Origin of the sequence: Paraburkholderia sp. BCC1886 (assembly GCF_900996245.1) — a bacterium.
Classification (GTDB): domain Bacteria; phylum Pseudomonadota; class Gammaproteobacteria; order Burkholderiales; family Burkholderiaceae; genus Paraburkholderia.
Genome location: NZ_CAAJGK010000074.1, coordinates 456,089 through 478,850, shown reverse-complemented (window position 1 = coordinate 478,850; position 22,762 = coordinate 456,089). Strand labels below are relative to the sequence as shown.

At 63.7% G+C, this 22,762-nt stretch carries 18 protein-coding genes; 9 read left to right on the top strand and 9 right to left on the bottom strand.

Annotated elements, in window-relative coordinates; all coding sequences use genetic code 11:
* The first annotated feature begins 6 nt into the window (after positions 1-6).
* A complete protein-coding gene (locus tag FQ746_RS26605; protein WP_144112750.1) occupies positions 7-291 on the top strand; it encodes an MSMEG_0570 family nitrogen starvation response protein in 285 nt (94 codons plus the stop codon).
* Between the two features lie 25 nt (positions 292-316).
* A complete protein-coding gene (locus FQ746_RS26600; protein WP_144112749.1) occupies positions 317-1,606 on the top strand; it encodes an MSMEG_0569 family flavin-dependent oxidoreductase in 1,290 nt (429 codons plus the stop codon).
* Positions 1,607-1,619: 13 nt separating this feature from the next.
* On the opposite strand, the gene FQ746_RS26595 is transcribed toward FQ746_RS26600, so the two are convergent.
* From FQ746_RS26595 to FQ746_RS26585, 3 genes are all read right to left on the bottom strand, one after another.
* Positions 1,620-3,737, bottom strand: a complete 2,118-nt coding sequence (locus tag FQ746_RS26595; protein ID WP_144112748.1) for a phosphocholine-specific phospholipase C — start codon at positions 3,735-3,737, stop codon at positions 1,620-1,622.
* Between the two features lie 62 nt (positions 3,738-3,799).
* A complete protein-coding gene (locus FQ746_RS26590) occupies positions 3,800-4,123 on the bottom strand; it encodes a hypothetical protein (protein ID WP_186310846.1) in 324 nt (107 codons plus the stop codon).
* Between the two features lie 201 nt (positions 4,124-4,324).
* Positions 4,325-6,463: a phosphocholine-specific phospholipase C gene (locus FQ746_RS26585; protein ID WP_144112747.1), complete on the bottom strand. Its 2,139-nt coding sequence runs from the start codon at positions 6,461-6,463 to the stop codon at positions 4,325-4,327.
* A gap of 83 nt (positions 6,464-6,546) precedes the next feature.
* On the opposite strand from FQ746_RS26585, the gene FQ746_RS26580 reads away from it, so the two are divergent.
* Positions 6,547-6,798, top strand: a complete 252-nt coding sequence (locus FQ746_RS26580) for a hypothetical protein (protein WP_144112746.1) — start codon at positions 6,547-6,549, stop codon at positions 6,796-6,798.
* A gap of 45 nt (positions 6,799-6,843) precedes the next feature.
* Here the strand turns inward: FQ746_RS26580 and FQ746_RS26575 are convergent, their stop codons facing one another.
* On the bottom strand, positions 6,844-8,925 hold the full coding sequence (locus FQ746_RS26575; protein ID WP_260854169.1) for an alkaline phosphatase family protein: 2,082 nt from the start codon (positions 8,923-8,925) through the stop codon (positions 6,844-6,846).
* Between the two features lie 484 nt (positions 8,926-9,409).
* On the opposite strand from FQ746_RS26575, the gene FQ746_RS26570 reads away from it, so the two are divergent.
* Positions 9,410-10,180 carry a DeoR/GlpR family DNA-binding transcription regulator gene (locus FQ746_RS26570; RefSeq protein WP_144112744.1) on the top strand — a complete coding sequence of 257 codons (771 nt, stop codon included), beginning with the start codon at positions 9,410-9,412 and terminating at the stop codon, positions 10,178-10,180.
* A 17-nt stretch (positions 10,181-10,197) separates the two neighbouring features.
* Here FQ746_RS26570 and FQ746_RS26565 read toward each other — a convergent pair whose 3' ends face one another.
* Together FQ746_RS26565 and FQ746_RS26560 are read right to left on the bottom strand one after the other, a co-directional pair.
* A complete protein-coding gene (locus tag FQ746_RS26565) occupies positions 10,198-11,046 on the bottom strand; it encodes an alpha/beta fold hydrolase (protein WP_144112743.1) in 849 nt (282 codons plus the stop codon).
* Between the two features lie 64 nt (positions 11,047-11,110).
* Positions 11,111-11,839, bottom strand: a complete 729-nt coding sequence (locus FQ746_RS26560) for a TetR/AcrR family transcriptional regulator (RefSeq protein ID WP_186310845.1) — start codon at positions 11,837-11,839, stop codon at positions 11,111-11,113.
* A gap of 303 nt (positions 11,840-12,142) precedes the next feature.
* Here FQ746_RS26560 and FQ746_RS26555 point away from each other — a divergent pair, with 303 nt between their 5' ends.
* The 5 genes from FQ746_RS26555 (at position 12,143) to hydA (ending at position 19,431) form a co-directional block, all read left to right on the top strand.
* On the top strand, positions 12,143-13,438 hold the full coding sequence (locus tag FQ746_RS26555; protein WP_144112742.1) for a Zn-dependent hydrolase: 1,296 nt from the start codon (positions 12,143-12,145) through the stop codon (positions 13,436-13,438).
* 134 nt (positions 13,439-13,572) lie between these two features.
* Entirely contained in the window at positions 13,573-14,922 is a 1,350-nt protein-coding gene (locus tag FQ746_RS26550; RefSeq protein WP_144112741.1) for an NAD(P)-dependent oxidoreductase, read from the top strand.
* Between the two features lie 60 nt (positions 14,923-14,982).
* The gene (gene preA / locus FQ746_RS26545) at positions 14,983-16,320 is read left to right on the top strand and encodes an NAD-dependent dihydropyrimidine dehydrogenase subunit PreA (RefSeq protein ID WP_144112740.1); all 1,338 of its coding nucleotides are present in this window, start codon (positions 14,983-14,985) and stop codon (positions 16,318-16,320) included.
* An 82-nt stretch (positions 16,321-16,402) separates the two neighbouring features.
* Positions 16,403-17,914 (top strand): NCS1 family nucleobase:cation symporter-1, encoded by a 1,512-nt coding sequence (locus tag FQ746_RS26540; RefSeq protein ID WP_144112739.1) that lies wholly within the window; start codon positions 16,403-16,405, stop codon positions 17,912-17,914.
* 65 nt (positions 17,915-17,979) lie between these two features.
* Positions 17,980-19,431 (top strand): dihydropyrimidinase, encoded by a 1,452-nt coding sequence (gene hydA / locus FQ746_RS26535; protein ID WP_144112738.1) that lies wholly within the window; start codon positions 17,980-17,982, stop codon positions 19,429-19,431.
* Positions 19,432-19,495: 64 nt separating this feature from the next.
* Here hydA and FQ746_RS26530 read toward each other — a convergent pair whose 3' ends face one another.
* The 3 genes from FQ746_RS26530 to FQ746_RS26520 form a co-directional block, all read right to left on the bottom strand.
* On the bottom strand, positions 19,496-20,881 hold the full coding sequence (locus FQ746_RS26530; RefSeq protein ID WP_144112737.1) for an LLM class flavin-dependent oxidoreductase: 1,386 nt from the start codon (positions 20,879-20,881) through the stop codon (positions 19,496-19,498).
* A gap of 74 nt (positions 20,882-20,955) precedes the next feature.
* Positions 20,956-21,843, bottom strand: coding sequence for an ABC transporter ATP-binding protein (locus tag FQ746_RS26525; protein WP_144112736.1), 888 nt, complete (start codon positions 21,841-21,843; stop codon positions 20,956-20,958).
* Between the two features lie 22 nt (positions 21,844-21,865).
* Entirely contained in the window at positions 21,866-22,762 is an 897-nt protein-coding gene (locus FQ746_RS26520; protein ID WP_144112735.1) for an ABC transporter permease, read from the bottom strand.

Genomic DNA, 22,762 nt, shown 5'->3' with positions numbered 1-22,762 from the left:
TTCGCGATGCCTGTCATGCACTTTCGCATTCAATGGCCCGATGGCGACGAGGCCAATTGTTATTCCCCGTCGCTCGTCATCAAGGATTTCTTCGCGCCCGGCGAAACCTATCCGCTCGACGATTTCGTCGCGCGTTCGCGGCAGGCGCTCGGCATTGCGTCCGAGCGCGTGCGCGAGAAATTCGGTTTTGCCTGCTCGGCCGCGATGGACCAGCTCGCGCAGATCGAGCACAGCGCGGAGCGTTTTCGCGATCGACCGGACGCCACCGTCAAGGTGATCGAGTTCAGCTAGCAGCCAATTTTTCAGAGGACGCATCATGTCGAATCCAGCAACTCATGCGCGCCCGAACGGGCATTACAGTGTGCTCGTCATCGGTGGCGGCCAGGCGGGGCTGTCGGCCAGCTACTATCTCAGCGAGGCCGGTATCGATCATCTGGTCGTGGAAAAGCAGACGCTCACGCATACCTGGCGGCAACAGCGCTGGGACGCGTTCTGTCTCGTCACGCCGAACTGGCAATGCGCGTTGCCGGGTTATCCGTATCGCGGCGACGATCCGCACGGCTTCATGAAGAAAGACGAGATCATCGACTATCTCGACGGCTTCATCGCGCACGTGAATGCGCCGGTGCTGGAGCATGCCGAAGTCAAACGCGTGAAGCAGCGCGAAGACGGCGTGTACGCCGTGTCCACCACGCAGGGCGACTTCACTGCCGACCAGGTGGTGGTCGCGTCGGGCGGCTATCACACGCCGATCGTGCCGCGTCTTGCGGAACGCCTGCCCGCGCATATCGTGCAACTGCAATCGTCCGCGTATCGCAACCCGCAAGCGTTGCCCGAAGGCGCGGTGATGGTCGTGGGCACGGGGCAATCCGGCGCGCAGATTGCCGAAGACCTGCATCTGGCCGGACGCAAGGTCGTGCTGGCAGTGGGCGAGGCGCCGCGTTGCGCACGCTTTTATCGGGGGCGCGACGTGGTCGACTGGCTCGCCGATATGCAGTATTACGACATGCCCGTCGAAAAGCATCCGCTGCGCGAAGGCGTACGCGACAACACGAATCACTATGTGACGGGCCGTGACGGCGGGCGCGATATCGACCTGCGCCGTTTTGCTGCAGAGGGCATGGAACTGTATGGCCGGCTCGACGATCTGCGTGACGGGCAATTCCGTTTTGCACCGACGCTCGCGGCCGCTCTCGATTCCGCCGACGCGACCTATAACGGCATCAACACCAGCATCGACCGCTTCATCGAGAAGCAGGGTATCGAGGCGCCCGCAGGCTCCGCCTACGAAGCGCTGTGGCGGCCCGCCGAAGAGCGCACGGCGCTCGGTCTGGAGGAGAGCGGTATTGCGGCCATCGTCTGGTGCATTGGCTTCACGCCGGACTTTAGCTGGCTCGATGCACCCGTTTTCAACGGACGCGGGTACCCGGCGCACACGCGCGGCGTGACGCCGATCGACGGTCTGTACTTCGTCGGCCTGCCATGGCTGCATACGTGGGGCTCGGGGCGCTTCTCCGGCGTCGCGCGCGATGCGGAGTTCATCGTGCAGACGATCGAGGAGAAGGCCCGCGAGCGGGCCGCCATGACAGCGGCCGTGGCCGCGTAACCCCAGCCGCGTATCAGGAACCCAGCGCCGGATCGCTCGTGCTGATCCTGCCGGTTTCCACGTGGCCGGCAATACGGCGCGCGAACAATGGGTCGGTGTCCACGCTGATGCTCAGGTCGTACCAACCGTGTGCATTGCGCAAATCCAGGTACAGTTGCTCGGCGTCGCCTCCGCGCACCGCATGCCGGATGACATTGCCCGGGTCGTACGCATTGACGATCGTGAACTGGCAACGCGCGCTGCCCGAGTTGTCGAGCCGCAGTTGCAGATTGCCGTTGGCCACGTCATAGCCCTCGCTCGCTTCCGGATGCGCGCTTTCCGCGCCGAGACCGAGCCAGCCGCTACGCGCTGCCGGCTTGCCGGCGAAGCGGCGTAGAAAACCGTTCGGACCATACACGGTGAAGTCGTACGAGCCGTCGATATTCAAAGGCATCGTGTCCTGCAAACGCTTGCCCGCTTCGACGGTATAGGTGCGCGGCGCATCCAGACTGTGCGCGGTATAAACGAGGAACGCCGCGCCCGCGTCACCGGTGTTCACGAAGCGCAATGTCAGTGGATGACCCGCGCCCTCGCTCTGCACACGCACGAACAGTTCGTACGGCAGCGCGCGTGCGAGGCGCACGCCGGGCTCCTGCTTAGGCACGGCCTGCACGAGCGGCGGCAGCGGCACGTAGTCGGCGTGACGGTTCTGATCGGGCGGCGCATAGCCGCTCGTGGCCGGCAGCGCCGGCACGGCGTCGTTCGGCGTTTTGAAGTTGAACGCCGAGGTGAGGTCGCCACAGACCGCACGGCGCCACGGCGTGATATTCGAATCGGCGAGATCGTGATGTTCGCCGAAACGCTTTTCGATAAAGCGGATCACCGACGTATGGTCGAACAGTTGCGAGCACACATAGCCGCCTTTCGACCACGGCGACACCACCAGCATCGGCACGCGCACGCCCAGTCCGTAGGGCGCGGCCGGCGTGGTCGCGTTGCCCGGAAAAATTTCGTTGCCGACATCGACGGTCGACAGACCATTCGCGCTCGAAGCCGGCGCGAACGGCGGCGCCATATGGTCGAAGAAGCCGTCGTTCTCGTCGTAGTTGATGAGCAGAACGGTCTTGCTCCAGACATCGGGATTCGACGTGAGAATCTGCAGGACCTGATCGATGTACCACGCGCCGTAGTTCGACGGCCAGTTCGGATGTTCCGAATACGCTTCCGGCGCGACGATCCACGAGACCTGCGGCAGCGTGTTGTTGGCGACGTCGCGCTTGAGAATGTCGAAGTAGCCGTCGCCTTGCGCCGCGTTGGTGCCGACGCGGGCGTTATCGTAAAGCGGATTGCCCGGCTGCGCGTTGCGATACTGATTGAAGTACAGCAGCGAGTTGTCGCCGTAATTGCCGATATACGGATTCTGCGTCCAGCCCCACGAGCCATTGGCGTCGAGCCCGGTGCCCATGTCCTGATAGATCTTCCACGAGATGCCCGCGTTTTGCAGCACTTCGGGGTAGGTGGTCCAGCCGTAACCGAGTTCGGAATTGTCGATGACGGGGCCGCCGCCGCTTCCGTCGTTGCCGACCCAACCGGTCCACATGTAGTAGCGGTTCGGATCGGTCGGGCCCATTAGCGAGCTGTGATACGCATCGCAAATCGTGAACGCGTCGGCGAGTTGATAGTGAAACGGAATGTCGTCGCGCGTGAGGTACGCCATCGTCGTGGTGCCTTTGGAGGGCACCCATTGATCGTAGCGGCCGCCATTCCATGCCGAGTGCGTGGTGCCCCAGTCGTGCGCCAGATCCTGCAGGAACTGCAGTCCGAGATTCGGTGCGGTGGGATGAAACGGCAGCACTTCGCCGAGACCGGCCGCGAGCGGCTGGTGCCACACGGACTTGCCGGTGGGCAGGTTGATCGCGCGCGTGTCGCCGAAACCGCGAACACCCTTGAGCGTGCCGAAGTAATGGTCGAACGAGCGGTTCTCCTGCATCAGGATCACGATATGTTCGACGTCGTGGATCGTGCCCGTCCGGTTGTTGGCGGGAAGGGCGAGGGCGTTGCGGATGCCCAGAGGCAGCAGGCTCAACGCGGTGGCTGAACCGGCTGCGTGCGCGGCGGAGCGCAGAAAATCACGGCGATTTTTCGATGTCATGGTGGCGGCTGTCGGTGGGGAGAAGAGCGGCTAGGTGTCGGTGAGGCTGCGAAGCGGGCGCGTCAATCCACGGTGTGAACGACGGGCGTGACGAGTGGCGCGGTGGCTGCGGCGGACAGGCCGGGATCGTCGCCCGATGCGGGCATGGCCGGGCTTTGAATGGTCAGCGCAGAGGGTGCGGGAGAGTCGGCGGATGGCATGGCGGGGAGTACGGTCGCCGCGTTGTCGGCGGGACGCACGGCGGCACTGAGTGAAGCCGGTGCCGCGGCTGTTTTATCGTCGTCGTTACCGCACGCGCCCAACGACGTGACCGACACGATCGCGATCAGCATGTAAGCCAAACGTTTGCGTCGCGACGCAGACGTGAGAGTCGACACTTCGGACATGGCCATGTCTCCAGCACTCAAAGAGCACACACAGATTACGAGTAGGAATGCCGCGGCCTCTGCGTGCCCGATCCGGCGATGGAGAAGGATAGTCGCCGGGTCGTGTAACTTTTGTGAAGCGCTGGTAATCGTTGGTGAGCCGGTATCCGAATTGAGGATTGTTGAGGATGCACCGGCTCATCCGTCCGAGGCTCGCGGCCCTTAACTCGTTCCCATCGCGGGATCGCTGGTACTGTCGGCGCCGGTTTCCACGCGACCCGCGAAGCGCCGCGCGAATCCGCCCGACACGGTCGCCGTGAAGTCGTACCAGCCGCCCACCGAAGCGAGACTCCAGTACGGCTCGACCTGAGTACCGGCAGGGACCTCGTAGGTCCACGGACCGTCGGTGCGATAAGCATTGGAGTTCACCACGAAGCTCGCGCTCGCCGTACCCGTATTCATGAGCGTGAGGTAGACCGCGTTGCTCGACACCTCGTAGCAGACGCGAATCTCCGGATTCGCACCCGTGCTCACCGCGCTCACGTTGCCCTGAAAAAGCCGGTGGAAACCGCACGGCCCGAGCACCCACAGGTCGTATTGGCCCGCGTCGTCGGTAACCGCGCTCCACGAGTCGGACAGTTGCTTGCCCGCTTCGACCGTATAGCGACGCGGCACGCGGTCCAGATGCAAGCGGTCGTACACGTGAAAGACCGCGGCCGCTGCGCCCGTGTTGCTGAACACCAGCCAGATGTTTCCACCGCTCACATCCGCATTGGCGCTCACATGCAGTTCGTACGGCAACGCGCGCGAGGGGCGGGACGTCAGCATCTGTTGAGGCAAGGTCTGCGTCGCGACCGAGGGCACGGGTACCGCGCCGGCCGTGCTTTGCTGCGTGGCCTGCGCATCCGCCGTCGCTTTGGTCGGGGCTGGGATGGTCGGGACCGGATCGTCGTTGGGGGTGCTGAAATTGAACGCGGAGAACAGATCGCCGCACACGGCGCGTCGCCACGGGCTGATATTCGACTCCGTCACACCGAACCGACGTTCGATGAAACGCAGCACCGAGGTGTGGTCGAACACCTGCGAGTTGACGAAACCGCCGCGGCTCCATGGCGAGATCACGAACATCGGCACGCGCGGGCCGAGCCCATAGGGCAAGCCGTCCGGTGCTTCGCTGCCGCTATTGCCGGGCGGGACCGGAAAGTCGAAGTAGTCGTATTTCGTGTCGGTCGTCGACTTGCCGGCATACGTGCCGTCCGTATTGCGGACCGGCACGGCGGGCGGCGGTGCATGGTCGAAGAAGCAGTCGTTCTCGTCGTAGTTGACCAGCAGCACGGTTTTGCTCCACACGTCCGGGTTGGCCGTCAATGCGTCGAGCACCTGCTGCACGTACCACGCGCCCTGACCCGGCGTGGAGACGCCGGGGTGTTCGCAATACGCTTGCGGCGCGACGATCCAGCTCACCTGCGGCAGTTGTCCCGCCGCGATGTCGTCGTTGAACGACTGCAGAAACCCGCCGTCGGGCATCGTATTGCCGATGCCTTTATAGAGCGGCTGCGTCGCATCGATCGCGCTCGTGTAGACGAGGTCCGGCGAGCCGGTCACGGCCTCGTTGACCTGGCGATATTGTTTGAAGCCCGCGAGCGGGTTGTCCGTGTAGTTGTCGGGCATGTTCTCGTAGACCTTCCAGCTGATCCCGGCGGCCTGCAGGCGTTCGGGATACGTGGTCCACGTGAGTCCCGTGGTCGAGGGTGCGAGGCTGTCCCAGCCGTCGTTATTGACGACCGATACGCCCGCGCCTGCCGACGGACCGTTCGAGCCGGTCCACATGAACATGCGGTTGGTGTTGGTGCCGCCCGGCAGCGAGCAGTGATACGCGTCGCAAATGGTGAAGGCGTTGGCGAGCGCGTACTGGAACGGCAGGTCCGTTTGCGTCAGATAACCCATCGATACGTCGGCCTTGTACTGCGGCCAGTGCGTCATTCGACCGTTGTCCCACGCCTGATGCGCATCGCTCCAGCTATGCGCGCCGCCCACGAGCAGCGCATTGCCCTGGGTCGAATCCAGATGAAACGGCATCACGACACGCGTGCCGTCGCTCTGTTCGAACACGGAGCCACCGCCGGGTTGCGGAATCGTGAAGCGGTCGGAGTAGCCGCGCACGCCCGGCAGATTGCCGAAATAATGATCGAACGAGCGGTTCTCCTGCATCAGCACGACGATGTGCTGGACGTCGTTGATCGTGCCGGTCGTATTGTTCGCGGGAATCGCCAGGGCGCGGCGAATGGAGGCCGGAAAAGCGGCGAGCGCTGCGGCCGCGGTCGCGGCATGCAGAAAATTGCGTCGGCTCAGTGTCTTCATGTTGATTGCGTTCTCAAGGTCGACAAAGACTTGCAGCGGAATCCGCGGCGAACGGATTCCATGCGGCGTGCAGGCAGAAAACCGTGCGGGGTCAGGGCGCGCAATGCATGGAGCTCGACGGCGCCGTGCTGGATGCGCCCGACGCGGGGCAGTCGGTCGACGCCGGTCCGCTCGCGATCGGTTGCGGCGCGCTCGCGCCGCCCGAACCGGCAGCGGCTTCGCTACCGGCCTGGGGTGCGCCGTCGTGCGGCGAGTCGCCGCCGCTGCACGCGCCGAGGGCGCAGCAGCCGCTCAGCAAAAGCATGGCCAGAGCCGAGCGCGTGGGGGGCCAGTGAAAAGGAGCGAGGTTGGTTCGATCGTTCATGTTGGCGCGGCTCCGGTTAATGGATCAGTGTGGAAAGCGGCTTGCCCGACTGGTCGACGCTTTGCAGTTCGGACTCGGTGACGATCCGGTTCCACAGCGCAAAGTCTGCGAAGCCTTCCGCGACCGGCGGCACGGTGGCGCACGCGCCCGCGGTATAACCGCCGCTGTAGGTGCTCGCCGCCTTGCCGCAGGCTTCCATGTAGTACTGGCCGGTGCCGTCTTCGTTCAGGCCGATTACGCCGGTGCCGAGCCCGGTCATCTTCGCGAGGTTGATGGTGACCGCCGTGCTGGCCTTCTGCTCGCCGAGTACCGGGTCGAACACATAGGCTGTCATCGTCTTGCCCGTCGTATCGATGGCGAGCGCCACGTACACCCACTGATTCGCGGTGATGCTCAGGCTCTGGATGTCGTTGCGCGTCGTGCCGTCGGCGATGTTGAAGCGCGGATTACAGGTCGTCGCGGACGAGCCGGGAAAGAGTCCGATGGCGAGTCCCGGGTTCTTGCCGGACTGATAGTTCTTGTTGCCGATCACCGGCGTACCGTAGCCCGCGACGTTCGTGCACGAGGTGTAGAACCAGAAGCCGAGCGTGAACTGCGCCTGGGCGGTGATGTCGGTGGTTTGCGCGATGCGGTAGCCGTCGTAGCCGAGCGCGTCGACCGTATGCGCATCCACCTGCAGGCCCTTGCCGCCGAATGGATCGGCGATCAGCGTGCCGCCGTTCGCATCGCTCTGGAAGGGCGCCATGGTGGTCGTGTTCAGCTTGTCGACCGGCGGCAGCGCACCGAACGGGTAATAGGACACGAGACCCGTAGTGAGCGTCGTGGCGAGCGGCGGGGGCGGCACGACCTGCACATAGTCCACCGAGGCGATCGTCGAGACCGGGGCGGTGCCCGCGACGACCGTATAGTCGAACGGATAGGTGCCGCTGGCCGTGAGACCGAGCTGGCTATCGGTATACGTCGCGGTGCCCGCCGGCAGCGTGGCGATGGTCTGACCGCCGCGCAACACCGTGATGCCGCCCGAGGCCGGCGCGACCCAGTTCAGCACCAGGCTGGCCTGATCGCTGCCGGTCGTACCGCTTAGCTGCGAGACGGGCGTGTCGCCGATCATCTCGCCGCCGTCCATCGCATACGTCGAGGCGTCCGGCGAGGCGCTGCGGTAGGCGAGCACGGTCGGTGCGATGTCGGCGATGCTGGCGCGCGTGTAGAGACTGGCGAGCGTCGCGGGCCTGGTCGTATCGCCGAGCAATGCGTTGGGCGTCTGGTTCATCGCCACGAAGCTGGTCGCTTCGCTGAGCAGGGGCAGGCCATCCGCACCGCCCGCGGCGTTCAGACCGTGGCTCGCGGTCACGACGACGAGCCAGCGTTCGTTCGCGCGCTTCGCTATTTCTGCCTGCAGCTTGCCGAGCGCGCTGTCCAGCTGCGCGATCGTGCTGGTATAGCTCGTCGAAAACCCGGTGGACAAAGCCGCATCCTGCGCCGAATGATATTGCGCATACACCAGCGAATAGCCGGAGTCGATCAGGCTCAATGAGTTCTGGGTGACACAACTGTCGACGCCGGCGCAATTCACCAGCGCATCGAGATAACCCGCATTCTGTTCGCTCGTGAGCAGCGCGGCCAGTTTGTTCGAGCCAGCCGCCACACCGGCGAGTCCGGCGTTGGCCGCCTTCAGCGTAGCGAACATCGTCGGCGCCTGAATGTCCTGGCGCGATGCATCCGAATACACCTCGTGCCGGTTTGCCCACGTGCCCGTTACGATGCTGGCCCAGCCAGGCGTGTCGAGATTGGCCTGTTGCGTCGCCGTGCCGTTGACGCCGCCGCTATAGGCGGGCGCATAGGTGAGCTTCGACAGATTGGGCAACGTTCCGGCCGCGACGCCTTGTTGCAGGGCGTCGTACGTCACGCCGTCGAGTTCGACGACGAGCACCTTGCTCGATACCGTCGTCGACGGATCGGACGCACCGGATGCACCGGATGCGGGCGTCGCGGGAGACGTCCCCGATCCTGTGCCTGCGCCCGCGTCGGTCGTTGCTCCGGACGAGCCGCTATTACCGTTGCCGCCGCATGCGCTCAATGCTGCCGCAATGGCGAGCATGGACGCGTACCGGCTTATCGTTTTTCTGATCATGCAGTTCCCCAAGCGAGTTGACGAGTGTGGTTCTGAACGGCGGCGTGTGAAGACGCCGGCTCCGTTCTCTCTGAATCGATTTGCGCGGACGTGCTGGTGCAACGGTGGCGACTTGCGAACCGTCGAACGCGTTGCGGAATGCGTGAATAGTGCGATGAGGCGAGCGTGCTCTCACCCCGCGGCGAGCCGTTTTCCGAATCGGAGTGATGTGGCAACGTGTGGATATTTGCAAATTATTGCAGTTGCGTCTAGCTAAAAAAATTAGCGGATGTCATCATCGCGACATGCTGGAATGCCGCCGCCACGCGTGGTGGGTAGTGGGCTTCGGTAGTGCGGCATTGGCCTGCGTTATGATCGATTTTTATTGGCCGCTGTTTTTCACTTCGTCTTCCTATGTCCCTCGTTCACTACGCTGAGCCTGGCGAGATCGCCGGTTCCGACGGAGCCGTTCATGTTCGCTAAAGAACGGCATCGACGCATTCTCGCGCTGCTGCGCACGCTCGGCGATGTCACCGTGGAGCGCATCACCGCGGAACTCGCGGTATCGCGCGAGACCATCCGGCGCGATCTGCTCGAACTCGAAGCATTGGGGGATGTGCGCCGTATTCACGGCGGCGCGAGTCTCGCGGAAAGCGAGCCGCCTATCGACGTGCGCGCGGCTTCACGCGTGAAAGAAAAACGCGCTATCGCGAAGGCCGCTGCAGCGCTCGTCGAGAGCGGTCAAACCTTGTTCCTCGACGCGGGGACGACGACATCGATACTGGCCGGCGTTCTCGCGTCGGTGTCGGGACTGCATATCGTGACCAATTCCGTCTCGGTTGCCGAGCAACTGGCGGCGGCCGGCGACGCCGGTGCCGGCAATGCCGACGTGCACCTCGTCGGCGGCGGTTTCAATCCGTCGGTGCGAGCCACGTATGGGTCGAGTACGATCGCGGAGATTCAGCGCTTTCACGCCGACCTTGCGTTCCTCTCTCCCGTCGGCGTGGATGCGGAGCACGGTGCGACGAGTTTCGTCGGAGAAGAAGCGGAAGTGGCGCGCGCGATGAGCATGAACGCCCGTGAAACGGTCATCGTCGCCGACTATACGAAGATCGGCACGCGCAGCCGGGTCGCCTATTGCCGGCCCGACCAGATTGCATTGCTCATCACGAATAGCCGCGCGTCGAAGCTGGCCTGCGCGGAAGCCCTGGCGCGCAACATCCAGCGCGTGACTTACGTGTAGCGCGGAGTGCCGCGCCTTTATCCTCGTTCTGAAACGAATGCCGCGATGGCCTCGTTCAACTCGACGGGAGCGTCGCGATGCGGCGAGTGACCACAGGCGTCCAGTTTGACGAGCCGGGTTTGCGGCACGCGTTGCGCAATCGTCTCGATCTGCGCCATGGTGGCGTAATGATCGTCGTAACCTTGCACGGCGAGTAGCGGACACGCGATGGTGTCGAGCAAGTGGTCGATACGCCATGATCTGAACGCCGGGTCCAGCCAGATATCGTTCCATCCGTAGAAGGCCGAATCCACGTCGGCGTGATAGCGGCTGAGTTTGCTGCGCAAATCGGTCGTTTCGTAGAGTTGCCGGGTTTGCGCGATGCTTTGAACCGCGATGTCTTCCACGAACTCATGCGGAGCGATGACGACGGCGCCCGCCAATGTATCGGGGAAGAACGCGGCGTACAGCAGCGCGATCGAGCCTCCGTCGCTATGGCCGATCAGCCACATGCGCCGACGTTCTTCGGGGGTGATATGCAGGCTGTCGAGCAGGGCCGGCAGAACCTCGCGCGCCTGCGTCGCGAGGTAATCGACGGGCCATTTTTCGGTGGACGCACGCGGTGTAGAGAGGCCATAACCCGGCCGCGAATAGACGAGTCCACGCATGCCCAAACGCTCGCACAAGGACTGCGGCCAGTCGCGCCACATGGCGACCGAGCCGAGTCCTTCGTGCAGGAAGAGGGCGATGGGGGCATGGGCATTGGCTTCGTTGATCCAACGGTATTCGATACGTAAGGGGCCAAACGATGCGGTCGCAGATGCGGTCGCGGGCAAGGTGACGAAGCCATGGGAGGGTGTGACAAAACTCGTGGAATTGGTCTGCATAATTCGGTTGAAGACATTTAGCCGGCGTGTGCCTGCCGATTATCTAAGATCACGCCCCGGTCATTTATTTGCTTCGCGTCGACACCGCCCCACACGCCCGCAACACCAACTGCACCACTTCCTCGGTCGTCGCCTCGAAAACCTTTTGCGTGAGCGCGCGTTTACCCTTCAACGCGCGTATCTGCGCATCGAAGTCGGCGTAGTGCTGCGTCGTGGCCCAGATCATATACATCAGCGTTTGCGCACTCACTGGCGCAAGCAGACCGCGCGCGATCCAGTCGTCGATCACCTTCACGCGGCTATCGAGCCATGGCTTGACGCTGCCGGTGAGAATGTCCTCCATATGCACCGCGCCATGAATGATCTCGCTCGCCCATACCTTCGAGCCGAGCGGACGGCGGCGCGACAACTCCATCTTCGCGCGTACATAGCCACCAATCGCTTCCACCGGATCGTCGCTGCATTCGAACGTATCGGCCGCCTTGTACCAGTCGTCGAAGACGTCTTCGAGCACGCGCCGATACAGCGCGAGCTTTGTCGGGAAGTAGTAATGAAGGTTGGCTTTCGGTAAGCCCGCACGTTCGGCGATCATTGCCGTGCTGGCGCCATCGAGACCGCGCTCGGCGAAAACCGCCTCGGCACACGCCAGCAGATGCGCTTCATTCGACTCGCGAATATGCGCCTTGCGCCGCCGCAAAGGCGCACGCGTTTCGTCGTTTTCCGTAGTGCCGGCAGCCACGTCGTCGTCTTTCATGTTCACCCTGAGCGGCAGGCGTGCCGCGTCGCGCTTCATTCTAGTCGTTTGGCGCGGCCGGAACACGCGCATTCTCACACTTGCACAATGGCCGTGCTGCAATGCAATGGCACGCTTCTCGCTATATTTGTCCGTGCGAGAAAGGCATTGATTTGGCGAAGTTAATCGGCTACAACCTGTCCAGTTGGACAGGATTAGGATTGCGGCCGATACCCCAGGGTTTGCCCTTTGCATGTGAAGCGATCGTCGGCCACGAGCCTGCACCGCCACCGTGCGGCGACGCCCCAAAACCTGCCGACCATGCACCAGTTTCATGTCGGTTCACCGAAAGGAGCGAGACGAATGAACGCGGTATCCGAAGCGCTGAAGGACACGTCCTCACGGCGCGCAGTACCCGATACGTCGATCAAGGTCGACGGCAAGCGGTTGTGGGACAGCCTGATGACCATGGCAAAAATCGGCGCGACCGAGAAGGGCGGTGTCTGTCGCCTGGCGCTCACCGATCTCGACAAGCAGGGTCGCGATCTGATCGTCAGTTGGGCGAAAGAAGCAGGTTGCACCGTGAGTGTCGACAAGATGGGCAATGTGTTCATGCGGCGCGCCGGGCGCAATCCGGATGCGTTGCCGGTCATGACCGGTTCGCATGCCGACTCGCAGCCGACCGGCGGTCGCTTCGACGGCATCTACGGTGTGCTGGGCGGACTCGAAGTCATCCGCAGTCTGAACGATCACCACATCGAAACCGAGCATCCGGTGGAAGTCGTTATCTGGACCAACGAGGAAGGCTCGCGCTTCGCGCCGGCCATGGTCGCGTCGGGTGTGTTCGCGGGTGTCTTCACACTCGACTACGGGCTCTCGCGCAAGGACGTGGACGGCAAGACGCTCGGCGAAGAACTCGAACGCATTGGCTACGCGGGCGATCTGCCATGTGGTGGCCGGCCGCTCCATGCCGCGTTCGAATTGCATATCGAGCAGGGGCCGATTCTCGAAGCGGAACAGAAAACCATTGGCGTGGTGACGGACGCGCAAGGGCAGCGCTGGTATGAAATCACGCTGACAGGACAGGAAGCGCATGCGGGCCCGACGCCGATGCCGCGCCGGCGCGACGCCCTGCTCGGCGCCGCGCGTGTCGTCGATCTGGTCAATCGCATCGGGCTGGATCATGCGCCGTTCGGCTGCGCGACGGTCGGCATGCTGCAGGTCTATCCGAACTCGCGCAACGTCATTCCTGGCCGCGTCTTCTTCACCGTGGACTTCCGTCATCCCGACGACGCCGTGCTCGCGGAGATGGACGCCGCGTTGCGCAAAGGCGTCGCGGAAATCGCCGACGGCATCGGTCTGCAAACCGAACTCGAGCAGATCTTTTATTACGCGCCGGTCGCGTTCGACGCCGATTGCGTGAACTCCGTGCGCGCCGCCGCTGAACGCTTCGGTTATCCGCATCGCAATATGGTTTCCGGTGCGGGGCACGACGCCTGTTATCTGTCGCAGGTCGCGCCCACTTCGATGGTGTTCGTGCCTTGCGTGGACGGCATCAGTCACAACGAGATCGAAGACGCCACGTTCGAATGGATCGAGGCGGGCGCCAACGTATTGCTTCACGCGATGGTCGAACGCGCGTGCGAGCCGGTTTCATAACGCCGCATCGCATCACGCTCGCGCATGACGCGCGAGCGCCGGATTCGTCGTACCCATAAAACAGACCGTTCCGGTTGCGCTTCTCGCGCAGCCGGCAGGCACGGTCACGTCCTCACAACGAAGAAGGAACGTATATGGCTTTCAAGCAAACCGGCGATATCGCCGCGCAGCGCCTGTCGCCCGAGCAATTGTCCTGCGAGTTTTCCGACGTCTCACCGTTGCTCGACGCGAGTGCCGCGGCGGCTGCCGCGAGTCGCTGCCATTACTGTTACGACGCGCCGTGCGTGAACGCCTGTCCGACGCAGATCGACATACCCAGTTTCATTCGCAAGATTGGTAACGGCAACCTGAAGGGCGCGGCGGTGGATATTCTCTCGGCGAATCCGCTGGGCGGCATGTGCGCGCGAGTGTGTCCGACCGAGATTCTTTGTGAAGGAGCGTGCGTGCGCAACCATCAGGACGCGAAGCCGGTGGCCATCGGTGCGCTGCAACGCCATGCAACGGACTGGGCGATGGCGCGCGGCGAAGTCCTGTTCGAACGCGCGGCCGATACGGGCCGGCATATCGCAGTAATCGGCGCGGGACCGGCGGGGCTCGCGTGCGCACATCGTCTCGCGCTCGCCGGTCATCGCGTGACGATTTACGACGCGCACGAAAAGGCGGGCGGCCTGAACGAATACGGCATCGCCGCCTATAAAACCGTCGACGATTTCGCGCAGCGTGAAGTGGCGTGGCTGTGTTCGGTGGGCGGCATCGAGATTCGACACGGCGTCGAACTGGGCCGTGACATCGATCTCGCGACATTGCGCAAACAACACGATGCGGTGTTTCTCGCGGTCGGCTTGACGGGTGTGCGAACCCTCGCGATGGAAGGCGAAGACCTGAACGGCGTGTTGAACGCGGTGGACTTCATCGAACAGATTCGCAGCGCGAGCGACGTCGGCACCGTGCCGGTGGGTCGCCGCGTGGTGGTGATCGGCGGCGGCAATACGGCGGTGGACGCCGCGGTGCAAAGCCATAAGCTCGGCGCGACGTCGGTGACGATGGTGTATCGGCGCGGCGTCGAGGCGATGAGCGCGACGTGGGCCGAGCGCGACTTCGCGCAGACCAACGGTGTGACGCTCGCCACGCACGCCACGCCGATGCGTTTGCTCGGCACGGACGGCGTGGTCAGCGGTGTCGAATTCGAGCGCACGACGAGTGAAGGTTCGCAGGAGCGTTTCGTGATCGAGGCGGACATGGTGTTGAAGGCAATCGGTCAGACGCTGGTGGCAGTCGGACTCGAGCGCGAACTGCTGACGCTCGACGGCGGCCGCATCGCGGTCGACGGGGAGGGCAGAACCTCGTTGCCGGATGTATGGGCCGGTGGCGATTGCGCGGCGAGCGGCGGCATCGATCTGACGGTGCAGGCCGTGCAGGACGGTAAGGTGGCCGCCGCCGCCATCGACGCACAGTTCGCCCGTACGGCCATCAAAGCCGCGTAGTTCGAACACGACGACACCGCTTCGCACCAGACAAAAACAGCAGTCCCCAAGGAGCCGAACATGGCCGATCTGCGCTGTACGATTGCCGGCATTACTTCGCCGAATCCCTTCTGGCTCGCCTCCGCGCCGCCGACCGACAAAGCCTATAACGTGAACCGCGCATTCGAAGCGGGTTGGGGCGGCGTGGTGTGGAAGACGCTAGGCCTCGACCCTCACGTGGTCAACGTCAGCTCGCGCTACGGCGCGGTGCAATGGAACGGTCAGCGCATGGCCGGCCTGAACAATATCGAACTGATCACCGACCGTCCGCTCGACATCAATCTGAAGGAAATCGCTCAGGTCAAACGCGACTGGCCGGACCGCGCGATGATCGTCTCGCTGATGGTGCCGTGCAACGAACGCGACTGGAAATGGATCCTGCCGCTGGTCGAAGATACGGGCGCCGACGCGGTGGAGCTGAATTTCGGCTGCCCGCACGGCATGAGCGAACGCGGCATGGGCGCGGCGGTCGGTCAGGTGCCCGAATACGTGGAGATGGTCACGCGCTGGGTGAAGGAAGGCACGAAGCTGCCTTGCCTCGTCAAACTCACGCCGAATATCAGCGACATCCGGTTGGGTTCGCGCGCGGCCTATAAGGGCGGCGCGGACGGCGTGTCGCTGATCAATACCATCAATTCGATCGTCGCCGTCGATCTCGACGCGATGTCGCCATTGCCGATGGTCGACGGCAAGGGCACGCACGGCGGTTATTGCGGGCCGGCCGTGAAGCCGATCGCGCTGAACATGGTGGCCGAAATCGCGCGCGACGTGGAGACGCCGAATCTGCCGATCTCCGGCATCGGCGGTATTTCTTCGTGGCGCGACGCGGCCGAGTTCATGGTGCTCGGCGCGGGCAGCGTGCAGGTGTGCACGGCGGCGATGCACTACGGTTTTCGCATCGTGTCGGATCTCGCCGACGGTCTGTCGAACTGGATGGATGAAAAAGGCTACGCCACACTCGACGATATTCGCGGGCGCGCGGTGCCGAACGTCACCGACTGGAAGTATCTGAATCTCAAGTACGACATCAAGGCGCGCATTGATCAGGACAAGTGCATTCAGTGCGGTCTGTGCCATATCGCCTGCGAGGACACCGCGCATCAGGCCATCATGAAAGAAAAAGATGGCGTCCGGCATTTTGAAGTGATGGACTCCGAATGCGTGGGCTGCAATCTGTGCATGCATGTGTGCCCGGTCGAGGAGTGCATCACGATGGAGCGGGTCGATAACGGCGAGTACGCGAACTGGACGCAGCATCCGAACAACCCGGCGCGGGTAAATGCGGGCAGCGTTAGCGGTTCGCAAGCCGCCGAACTGGCAACCGAATCGACGCATGCGCACGCTGTCAAAGCCGCCTAACGCGCATGCCTGATAAAAATATCCGGCCCGACGCATCGCCAGAATCGGCAAGGGCCGCGACGATCGAGTGGAGATACTTTCGATGAAGCCGACAGCGCAATCCGTCGATCCGCACTTCGCGGCCGGCGTGCAGGGCAGCAGCCTCTATAACGACGACCTTGCGCCGACCGGCGTCGCGCAACGAACCTGGAAGTGGTATCACTTCGCCGCGCTGTGGGTGGGCATGGTGATGAACATTGCCTCCTACATGCTGGCTGCGGGCCTGACCGAAGAGGGCATGTCGCCGTGGCAGGCGGTGGTCACCGTGCTGCTCGGCAATCTGATCGTGCTGGTGCCGATGCTGTTGATCGGTCACGCCGGCGCGAAGCATGGCATTCCGTATGCGGTGCTGGTGCGTTCGTCGTTCGGCACGCAGGGCGCGAAACTGCCGGCGATGCTGCGTGCGATCGTGGCGTGCGGCTGGTATGGCATTCAGACGTGGCTCGGCGGCAGCGCGATTTACACGCTGCTGAACATTCTCACCGGCAACGCGCTGCATGGCGCGGCCTTGCCGTTCCTCGACATCTCGCTCGCGCAACTCGCGTGTTTCCTCGTGTTCTGGGCGCTGCAGATCTACTTCATCGTGCACGGTACCGACTCGATCCGCTGGCTCGAAAGCTGGTCCGCGCCGATCAAGATCGTGATGTGTCTCGCGCTGGTGTGGTGGGCCACGTCAAAAGCGGGCGGACTCGGTTCGATGCTGGCCGCGCCGTCGCAATTCGTGCCGGGCGGCAAGAAAGAAGGGTTGTTCTGGGCGACCTTCTGGCCGGGCCTCACGGCGATGGTCGGTTTCTGGGCGACGCTCGCGCTGAACATTCCCGACTTCACGCGCTTTGCCCGCAGCCAGCGCGATCAGATCATCGGCCAGTCGATCGGACTGCCCGCGCCGATGGCGCTGCTCTCCGTCATCTCCGTGGTAGTGACGTCGGCCACCGTGGTGATCTACGGCAAGGCGATCTGGGACCCGATCGATCTGACGAGCCGTATGACGGGCATCGGCGTCGGCGTTGCGCTGATCATCCTGACGCTCGACACGATGTCCTGCAATCTCGCGGCGAATCTGGTCGGACCGGCCTACGACTTTTCCAGCTTGTGGCCGAAGGGCATTTCGTATCGGGTCGGCGGCATGATTACCGCGACCATCGCCATCGTAATGATGCCGTGGAAGATTCTCGCCACCACGCAGGGCTATATCTTCACGTGGCTGGTCGGCTACTCGGCGCTGCTCGGTCCGGTGGCGGGCATCCTGATGGTCGACTACTTTCTGATTCGCGGCACGCGCCTCGACCCGCGCGCATTGTTCGACGAGCACGGTGAATACAGCTACACGAATGGATGGAACATCGGCGCGGTGGTCGCGCTGGTGGTCGGCGTGTTGCCGAATCTGCCGGGTTTTCTGCACACGGCATTCCCGGCGTCGTTCCCGAACGTCCCGGCCATCTTCAATACGCTTTACACGTATGCATGGTTTGTCGGCCTCGCGTTGGCCTCGATCGTCTACAGTGCGTGGATGAAACTAGGCAAGGGCTCGAGCGCGCGCATGGCGAACGCGTGAGTGGCCCTCAGAAGCGCAACGACAGACATAGCACCGAAACCAGCAGTTCCTAAGGAGGCGGCAACATGGCAACCCTGATTCGCGGCGGCACCGTTATCGACGCGGAGAATACCTACCGCGCGGACGTCTTGTGCGCGGACCCGCAGGACGGCGGCACGATCCTCGCCATCGGCACGGACCTCGAAGCGCCGGCCGGCGTCGAGATCGTCGATGCAGGCGGGCAATACGTGATGCCGGGCGGCATCGACCCGCACACGCATATGGAATTGCCGTTCATGGGCACGACGGCGAGCGACGACTTCTATACCGGCACGGCGGCCGGTTTATCCGGCGGCACGACCAGCATCATCGACTTCGTGATACCGAGCCCGAAGCAGTCGCTGATGGAAGCGTTCGGCGAATGGCGCGGCTGGGCGGAGAAGTCCTCGGCGGATTACGGGTTTCACGTCGCGGTGACCTGGTGGGACGATTCGGTGCATCGCGACATGGGCACGCTCGTGCATGAACACGGCGTGTCGAGCTTCAAGCATTTCATGGCCTACAAGAACGCGATCATGGCCGACGACGAGGTGCTGGTGAACAGCTTCGCGCGTTCGCTCGAACTCGGCGCGCTGCCCACCGTCCACGCGGAAAACGGCGAACTCGTGTTCCAGTTGCAGCGGCAACTGCTGGCCAAAGGCTTTACCGGACCGGAAGCACATCCATTGTCGCGGCCGCCCGAAGTCGAAGGCGAAGCAGCCAATCGCGCTATTCGCATTGCGCAGGTGTTGGGCGTGCCGGTGTATATCGTGCACGTCTCCGCCAAGGAAGCGGTCGACGCGATTGCACGCGCGCGCAGCGAGGGCTTGCGGGTGTTCGGCGAAGTGTTGCCGGGCCACCTGGTGATCGACGAAGCGGTGTATCGCGATCCCGACTGGAGCCGCGCGGCCGCGCACGTGATGAGCCCGCCGTTCCGTTCGGCCGAGCATCGCGAGGCGTTATGGCGCGGTTTGCAGGCGGGACAGTTGCACACCACGGCGACCGATCATTGCGTGTTCTGCGCATCGCAGAAAGCCATGGGCCGCGAAGACTTCACGAAGATCCCGAACGGTTGTGGCGGCGTCGAAGACCGGATGGCGGTGCTCTGGCATCACGGCGTGAATGCCGGACGTCTCACGCCGAACGAGTTCGTGCGCATCACGTCGACCAACGCGGCGCAGATTTTCAACTTGTATCCGCGTAAAGGCGCGGTACGGGTCGGCGCGGATGCCGATCTCGTGGTGTGGGACCCGAACGCGAGCAAAACGATTTCGGTGAAGACGCATCACCAGAAGGTCGACTTCAACGTGTTCGAAGGGATGACGGTGCAGGGCGTGGCGATGCATACGCTGACACGCGGCGCGCTGGCTTGGACCGACGGCGACCTGCGTGCCGTGCGCGGGGCGGGACGCTATCTGAAACGTCCGCCGAATTCGGCGTACTTCGACGCGATCCGCGTGGCGAACAAGCTGAAGGAGCCGCATCCGGTGGAACGTTGAACAACCGGTTCGCCCGGTGCGCATCTGAATGACCGGGCGAATCGTTCGACGCGACAGTCCGCGTTCAACTCGCCTGCGCGTCGACAGCCGGCAAGGCTTCGCGCGCGGCTTTCGCATAGCGGTTTTCCGGCCGCGGCAAGCCGAGATTTTCCCGCAAGGTCCGGCCTTCGTACTCGGTGCGAAACAGGCCGCGCCGCTGCAGTTCCGGCACCACCTGCCCGGCGAATTCCGTGAGGCCGCCGGGCAGCCACGGCGACATGATGTTGAAGCCGTCGGCGCCTTCTTCCTCGAACCATTGTTGCAACTGGTCCGCGATGCTCTTTGGTGTGCCGACCACTTGCTGGTGGCCACGCGCGCCGGCAATGCGCAGATACAGATCGCGAATCGTCAGGTTCTCGCGCCGCGCCAGATCGAATAGCAGACGCTGGCGACTCTTGCCGCCGTTGGTCTCCGGTAGTTCCGGCAGCGGCCCATCGACCGGATATGCGGACAGATCGACCCCGCCCGACATGTTGGAGAGCAGCGAGAGACCGACGGTCGGATGAATCAGGTCCTGCAGCGCGGCGAATTTCGCGTCGGCTTCTTCCTGCGTGCGGCCAATGACCGGAAAAATGCCCGGCATGATCTTCAGATGATCCGGCTGGCGTCCGTATTTCGCGAGCCGGCCTTTAACGTCGCGATAGAACGACTGCGCTTCCTCGAGCGTCTGATGCGCGACGAAAATCACTTCGGCGGTTTGCGCGGCCAGTTCGCGGCCCGCGTCGGAGGCGCCTGCCTGCACGACGACCGGCCAGCCTTGCGGCGAGCGCGCGACGTTCAGCGGCCCGCGTACCTTGAAGTGCTTGCCCTCGTGGCCGAGCACATGCAGCTTGTCCTGATCGAAGTAGATCCCGCTCGCCTTGTCGCGAATGAACGCGTCGTCTTCCCAGCTATCCCACAGGCCGGCGACGACGTCGTAGAACTCGCGCGCCCGCTCATAGCGCACCGCGTGATCCGGATGCTGTTCGAAGCTGAAGTTGTGCGCTTCCGATTCGGTGTTCGACGTGACGAGATTCCAGCCCGAGCGTCCGCCGCTCAGATGGTCGAGCGAAGCGAACTTGCGCGCGAGGTTGTACGGCTCGTTGAAAGTGGTCGAGACGGTGGCGATCAGGCCGAGATGCTTCGTCACGACCGAGAGCGCCGAGAGCAGCGTCAGCGGTTCGAAGTGGTCGGCGCGCGCGGTGCGCGACAGCGAATCCAGTCGTTCGCCGCGCACGCTAACGGTATCGGCGAAGAAGATCGTGTCGAAGCGCGCGCGTTCGGCAATCTGCGCGAGTTCCGCGTAATGAGCGAAATCGAGGCCGCCGCTCGCGTGAGCATCGGGATGCCGCCATGCGGCGATATGATGGCCGGTCTCCATCAGGAACGCGCCCAGTTTGATCTGACGCTTCGGCTTATTGTTGTGGCTCATCGTTGCTCCGTGATTTAAGGGCGCTGGCTGCTCTTCGCTGGCTGCTCTTCGCTTGTGCTCTTGCTTGTGCCTTATTACCAGGCGAGCCGCCATTCGGTGATCGGCGGACTGACCGGCGCGGCATGCGCGGCCGGCGCGACTGGCGTGCCGCCGCCGGATGGCCGGTCGTCGTTCGCGTCGTCGGCAGGGTCCGCGGTCTCGGCGAAATCGGCGAGCACTTCGTCGCGCAGACGGATGAAGCGCGGATCGTGCCGCTCGCGCGGACGCGGCAGCGACACGTCGACAATCCGTTCGATGCGCCCGGGCCGCGGCGCCATGGTGACGACGCGGTCGCCCAGATACAGCGCTTCGTCCACGTCGTGCGTGACGAGAATCATCGTGATGCGTTCGTGGGCCCAGATGCGTTGCAACTCGTTTTGCAGACGTCCGCGCGTGAGCGCATCCAGCGCGCCGAACGGCTCGTCGAGCAGCAGCACGCGCGGCCGGTTGACGAGGCCGCGGGCAATCGCCACGCGTTGCGCCATGCCGCCCGACAGTTGATGCGGATACGCGTTTTCGAAACCGTTCAGTCCGACCAGCGCGAGATGGTCGGCTACCGCCTCGCGCTTTTCCTTCGCGGACAGCGGCGCGTTGCGTAGCGCCGCGAGCACGTTCTGCGCGGCGGTGAGCCACGGAAACAGGCGGTGATCCTGAAACACGATGCCGCGTTCGAGCGAGGTGTCGCGCACGCGTTCGCCGGCCACCACGATTTCGCCGCGATAGTCGGTGTCGAGTCCGGCGATCAGTCGCAGCAAGGTCGACTTGCCGCAGCCGCTCGAGCCGACCACGCTGACGAATTCGCCGGGGCGCACGCGCAGATTGATGTCGTCGAGCACGGCGAGCGGGGCGCCGCCGCGTTGCGGATAGTCTTTGCCGACATGCAGGATGTCGAGCCCGTCGGAGACGGTGGCGGACGTGGTCATGGGCGATCCTGAGTGGGTTGCGTCATTGGGCGGATTGCTTGAAGCGGCGCGCGAAAATGGCGCGTTCGGCGGCGCGTGCCAGCGCGTTCAACGCCCAGCCCGTGATGCCCACGACGATCACGCCGAACAGCACCAGGTCCATGCGAAACTGCTCGCTGCCGTCGATCAGCGTATTGCCGATCCCGCTGCCGGCCACCAGCAGATATTCGGCGCCGAGCGTCGCAAGCCAGGAGTAGATGAGAGCGAGGTAGATGCCGGTGAAAATCGACGGCAACGCGGCAGGCAGGATCACTGCGCGAATCAGTTGCAGGCGGGAATAGCGGAATGCCCGCGCCACTTCGATATACGCGCGCGGCACGGCGTGAATGCCGTCGCAAGTGTGGGCCGTCACCGGCAGCAATGCCGCAAGCGAGAGGAAGACCACCTTCGCGACATCGCCGAGACCGAACCAGACGGAGATCAGCGGAATCCACGCGAACAGCGAAATCTGTTTGAAGGTATCGAAGCTCGGGCCGATGATTCGCGTGGCAATGCGCGAGAAACCCAGCACGCTGCCGAGCAGCAGGCCGCCTGCCGTGCCGATTACGAAACCGCTCGCTTCCCGCGCGAGCGACGCGGAGAGGGCTTTGACCAGCGCGCCGCTGACGATCTGCTGCCAGGCGGTCGCGAGCACTTGTCCCGGACTGACGAGCAGGCCGCTTTTCACCAGATGCGCTTCCGAGACGGCCCACCAGACAGCCATCGCGACGAGCGGCAGAACGGCGCCGCGCCAGTCGATCCGGCGCGGTTTGCGTTTTATACGCGCACTGCGCTGTGCGGCCTTGACGAACGAGGCGGGCGCGCCGCAATCGCAGGCGGAGGAGGACGGCGAAGCAGCCGGTTTCGACGGATCGGCACGCTTGAAAGAGAAGCGGGTCAT

Bases quoted from the DNA above. Each gene is read 5' to 3' on its own strand.
- FQ746_RS26605 (WP_144112750.1), top strand. From the start codon at position 7: ATGCCTGTCATGCACTTTCGCATTCAATGGCCCGATGGCGACGAGGCC.
- FQ746_RS26600 (WP_144112749.1), top strand. From the start codon at position 317: ATGTCGAATCCAGCAACTCATGCGCGCCCGAACGGGCATTACAGTGTG.
- FQ746_RS26595 (WP_144112748.1), bottom strand. From the start codon at position 3,737: ATGACATCGAAAAATCGCCGTGATTTTCTGCGCTCCGCCGCGCACGCA.
- FQ746_RS26590 (WP_186310846.1), bottom strand. From the start codon at position 4,123: ATGTCCGAAGTGTCGACTCTCACGTCTGCGTCGCGACGCAAACGTTTG.
- FQ746_RS26585 (WP_144112747.1), bottom strand. From the start codon at position 6,463: ATGAAGACACTGAGCCGACGCAATTTTCTGCATGCCGCGACCGCGGCC.
- FQ746_RS26575 (WP_260854169.1), bottom strand. From the start codon at position 8,925: ATGCTCGCCATTGCGGCAGCATTGAGCGCATGCGGCGGCAACGGTAAT.
- FQ746_RS26570 (WP_144112744.1), top strand. From the start codon at position 9,410: ATGTTCGCTAAAGAACGGCATCGACGCATTCTCGCGCTGCTGCGCACG.
- FQ746_RS26565 (WP_144112743.1), bottom strand. From the start codon at position 11,046: ATGCAGACCAATTCCACGAGTTTTGTCACACCCTCCCATGGCTTCGTC.
- FQ746_RS26560 (WP_186310845.1), bottom strand. From the start codon at position 11,839: ATGAAGCGCGACGCGGCACGCCTGCCGCTCAGGGTGAACATGAAAGAC.
- FQ746_RS26555 (WP_144112742.1), top strand. From the start codon at position 12,143: ATGAACGCGGTATCCGAAGCGCTGAAGGACACGTCCTCACGGCGCGCA.
- FQ746_RS26550 (WP_144112741.1), top strand. From the start codon at position 13,573: ATGGCTTTCAAGCAAACCGGCGATATCGCCGCGCAGCGCCTGTCGCCC.
- preA (WP_144112740.1), top strand. From the start codon at position 14,983: ATGGCCGATCTGCGCTGTACGATTGCCGGCATTACTTCGCCGAATCCC.
- FQ746_RS26540 (WP_144112739.1), top strand. From the start codon at position 16,403: ATGAAGCCGACAGCGCAATCCGTCGATCCGCACTTCGCGGCCGGCGTG.
- hydA (WP_144112738.1), top strand. From the start codon at position 17,980: ATGGCAACCCTGATTCGCGGCGGCACCGTTATCGACGCGGAGAATACC.
- FQ746_RS26530 (WP_144112737.1), bottom strand. From the start codon at position 20,881: ATGAGCCACAACAATAAGCCGAAGCGTCAGATCAAACTGGGCGCGTTC.
- FQ746_RS26525 (WP_144112736.1), bottom strand. From the start codon at position 21,843: ATGACCACGTCCGCCACCGTCTCCGACGGGCTCGACATCCTGCATGTC.
- FQ746_RS26520 (WP_144112735.1), bottom strand. From the start codon at position 22,762: ATGACCCGCTTCTCTTTCAAGCGTGCCGATCCGTCGAAACCGGCTGCT.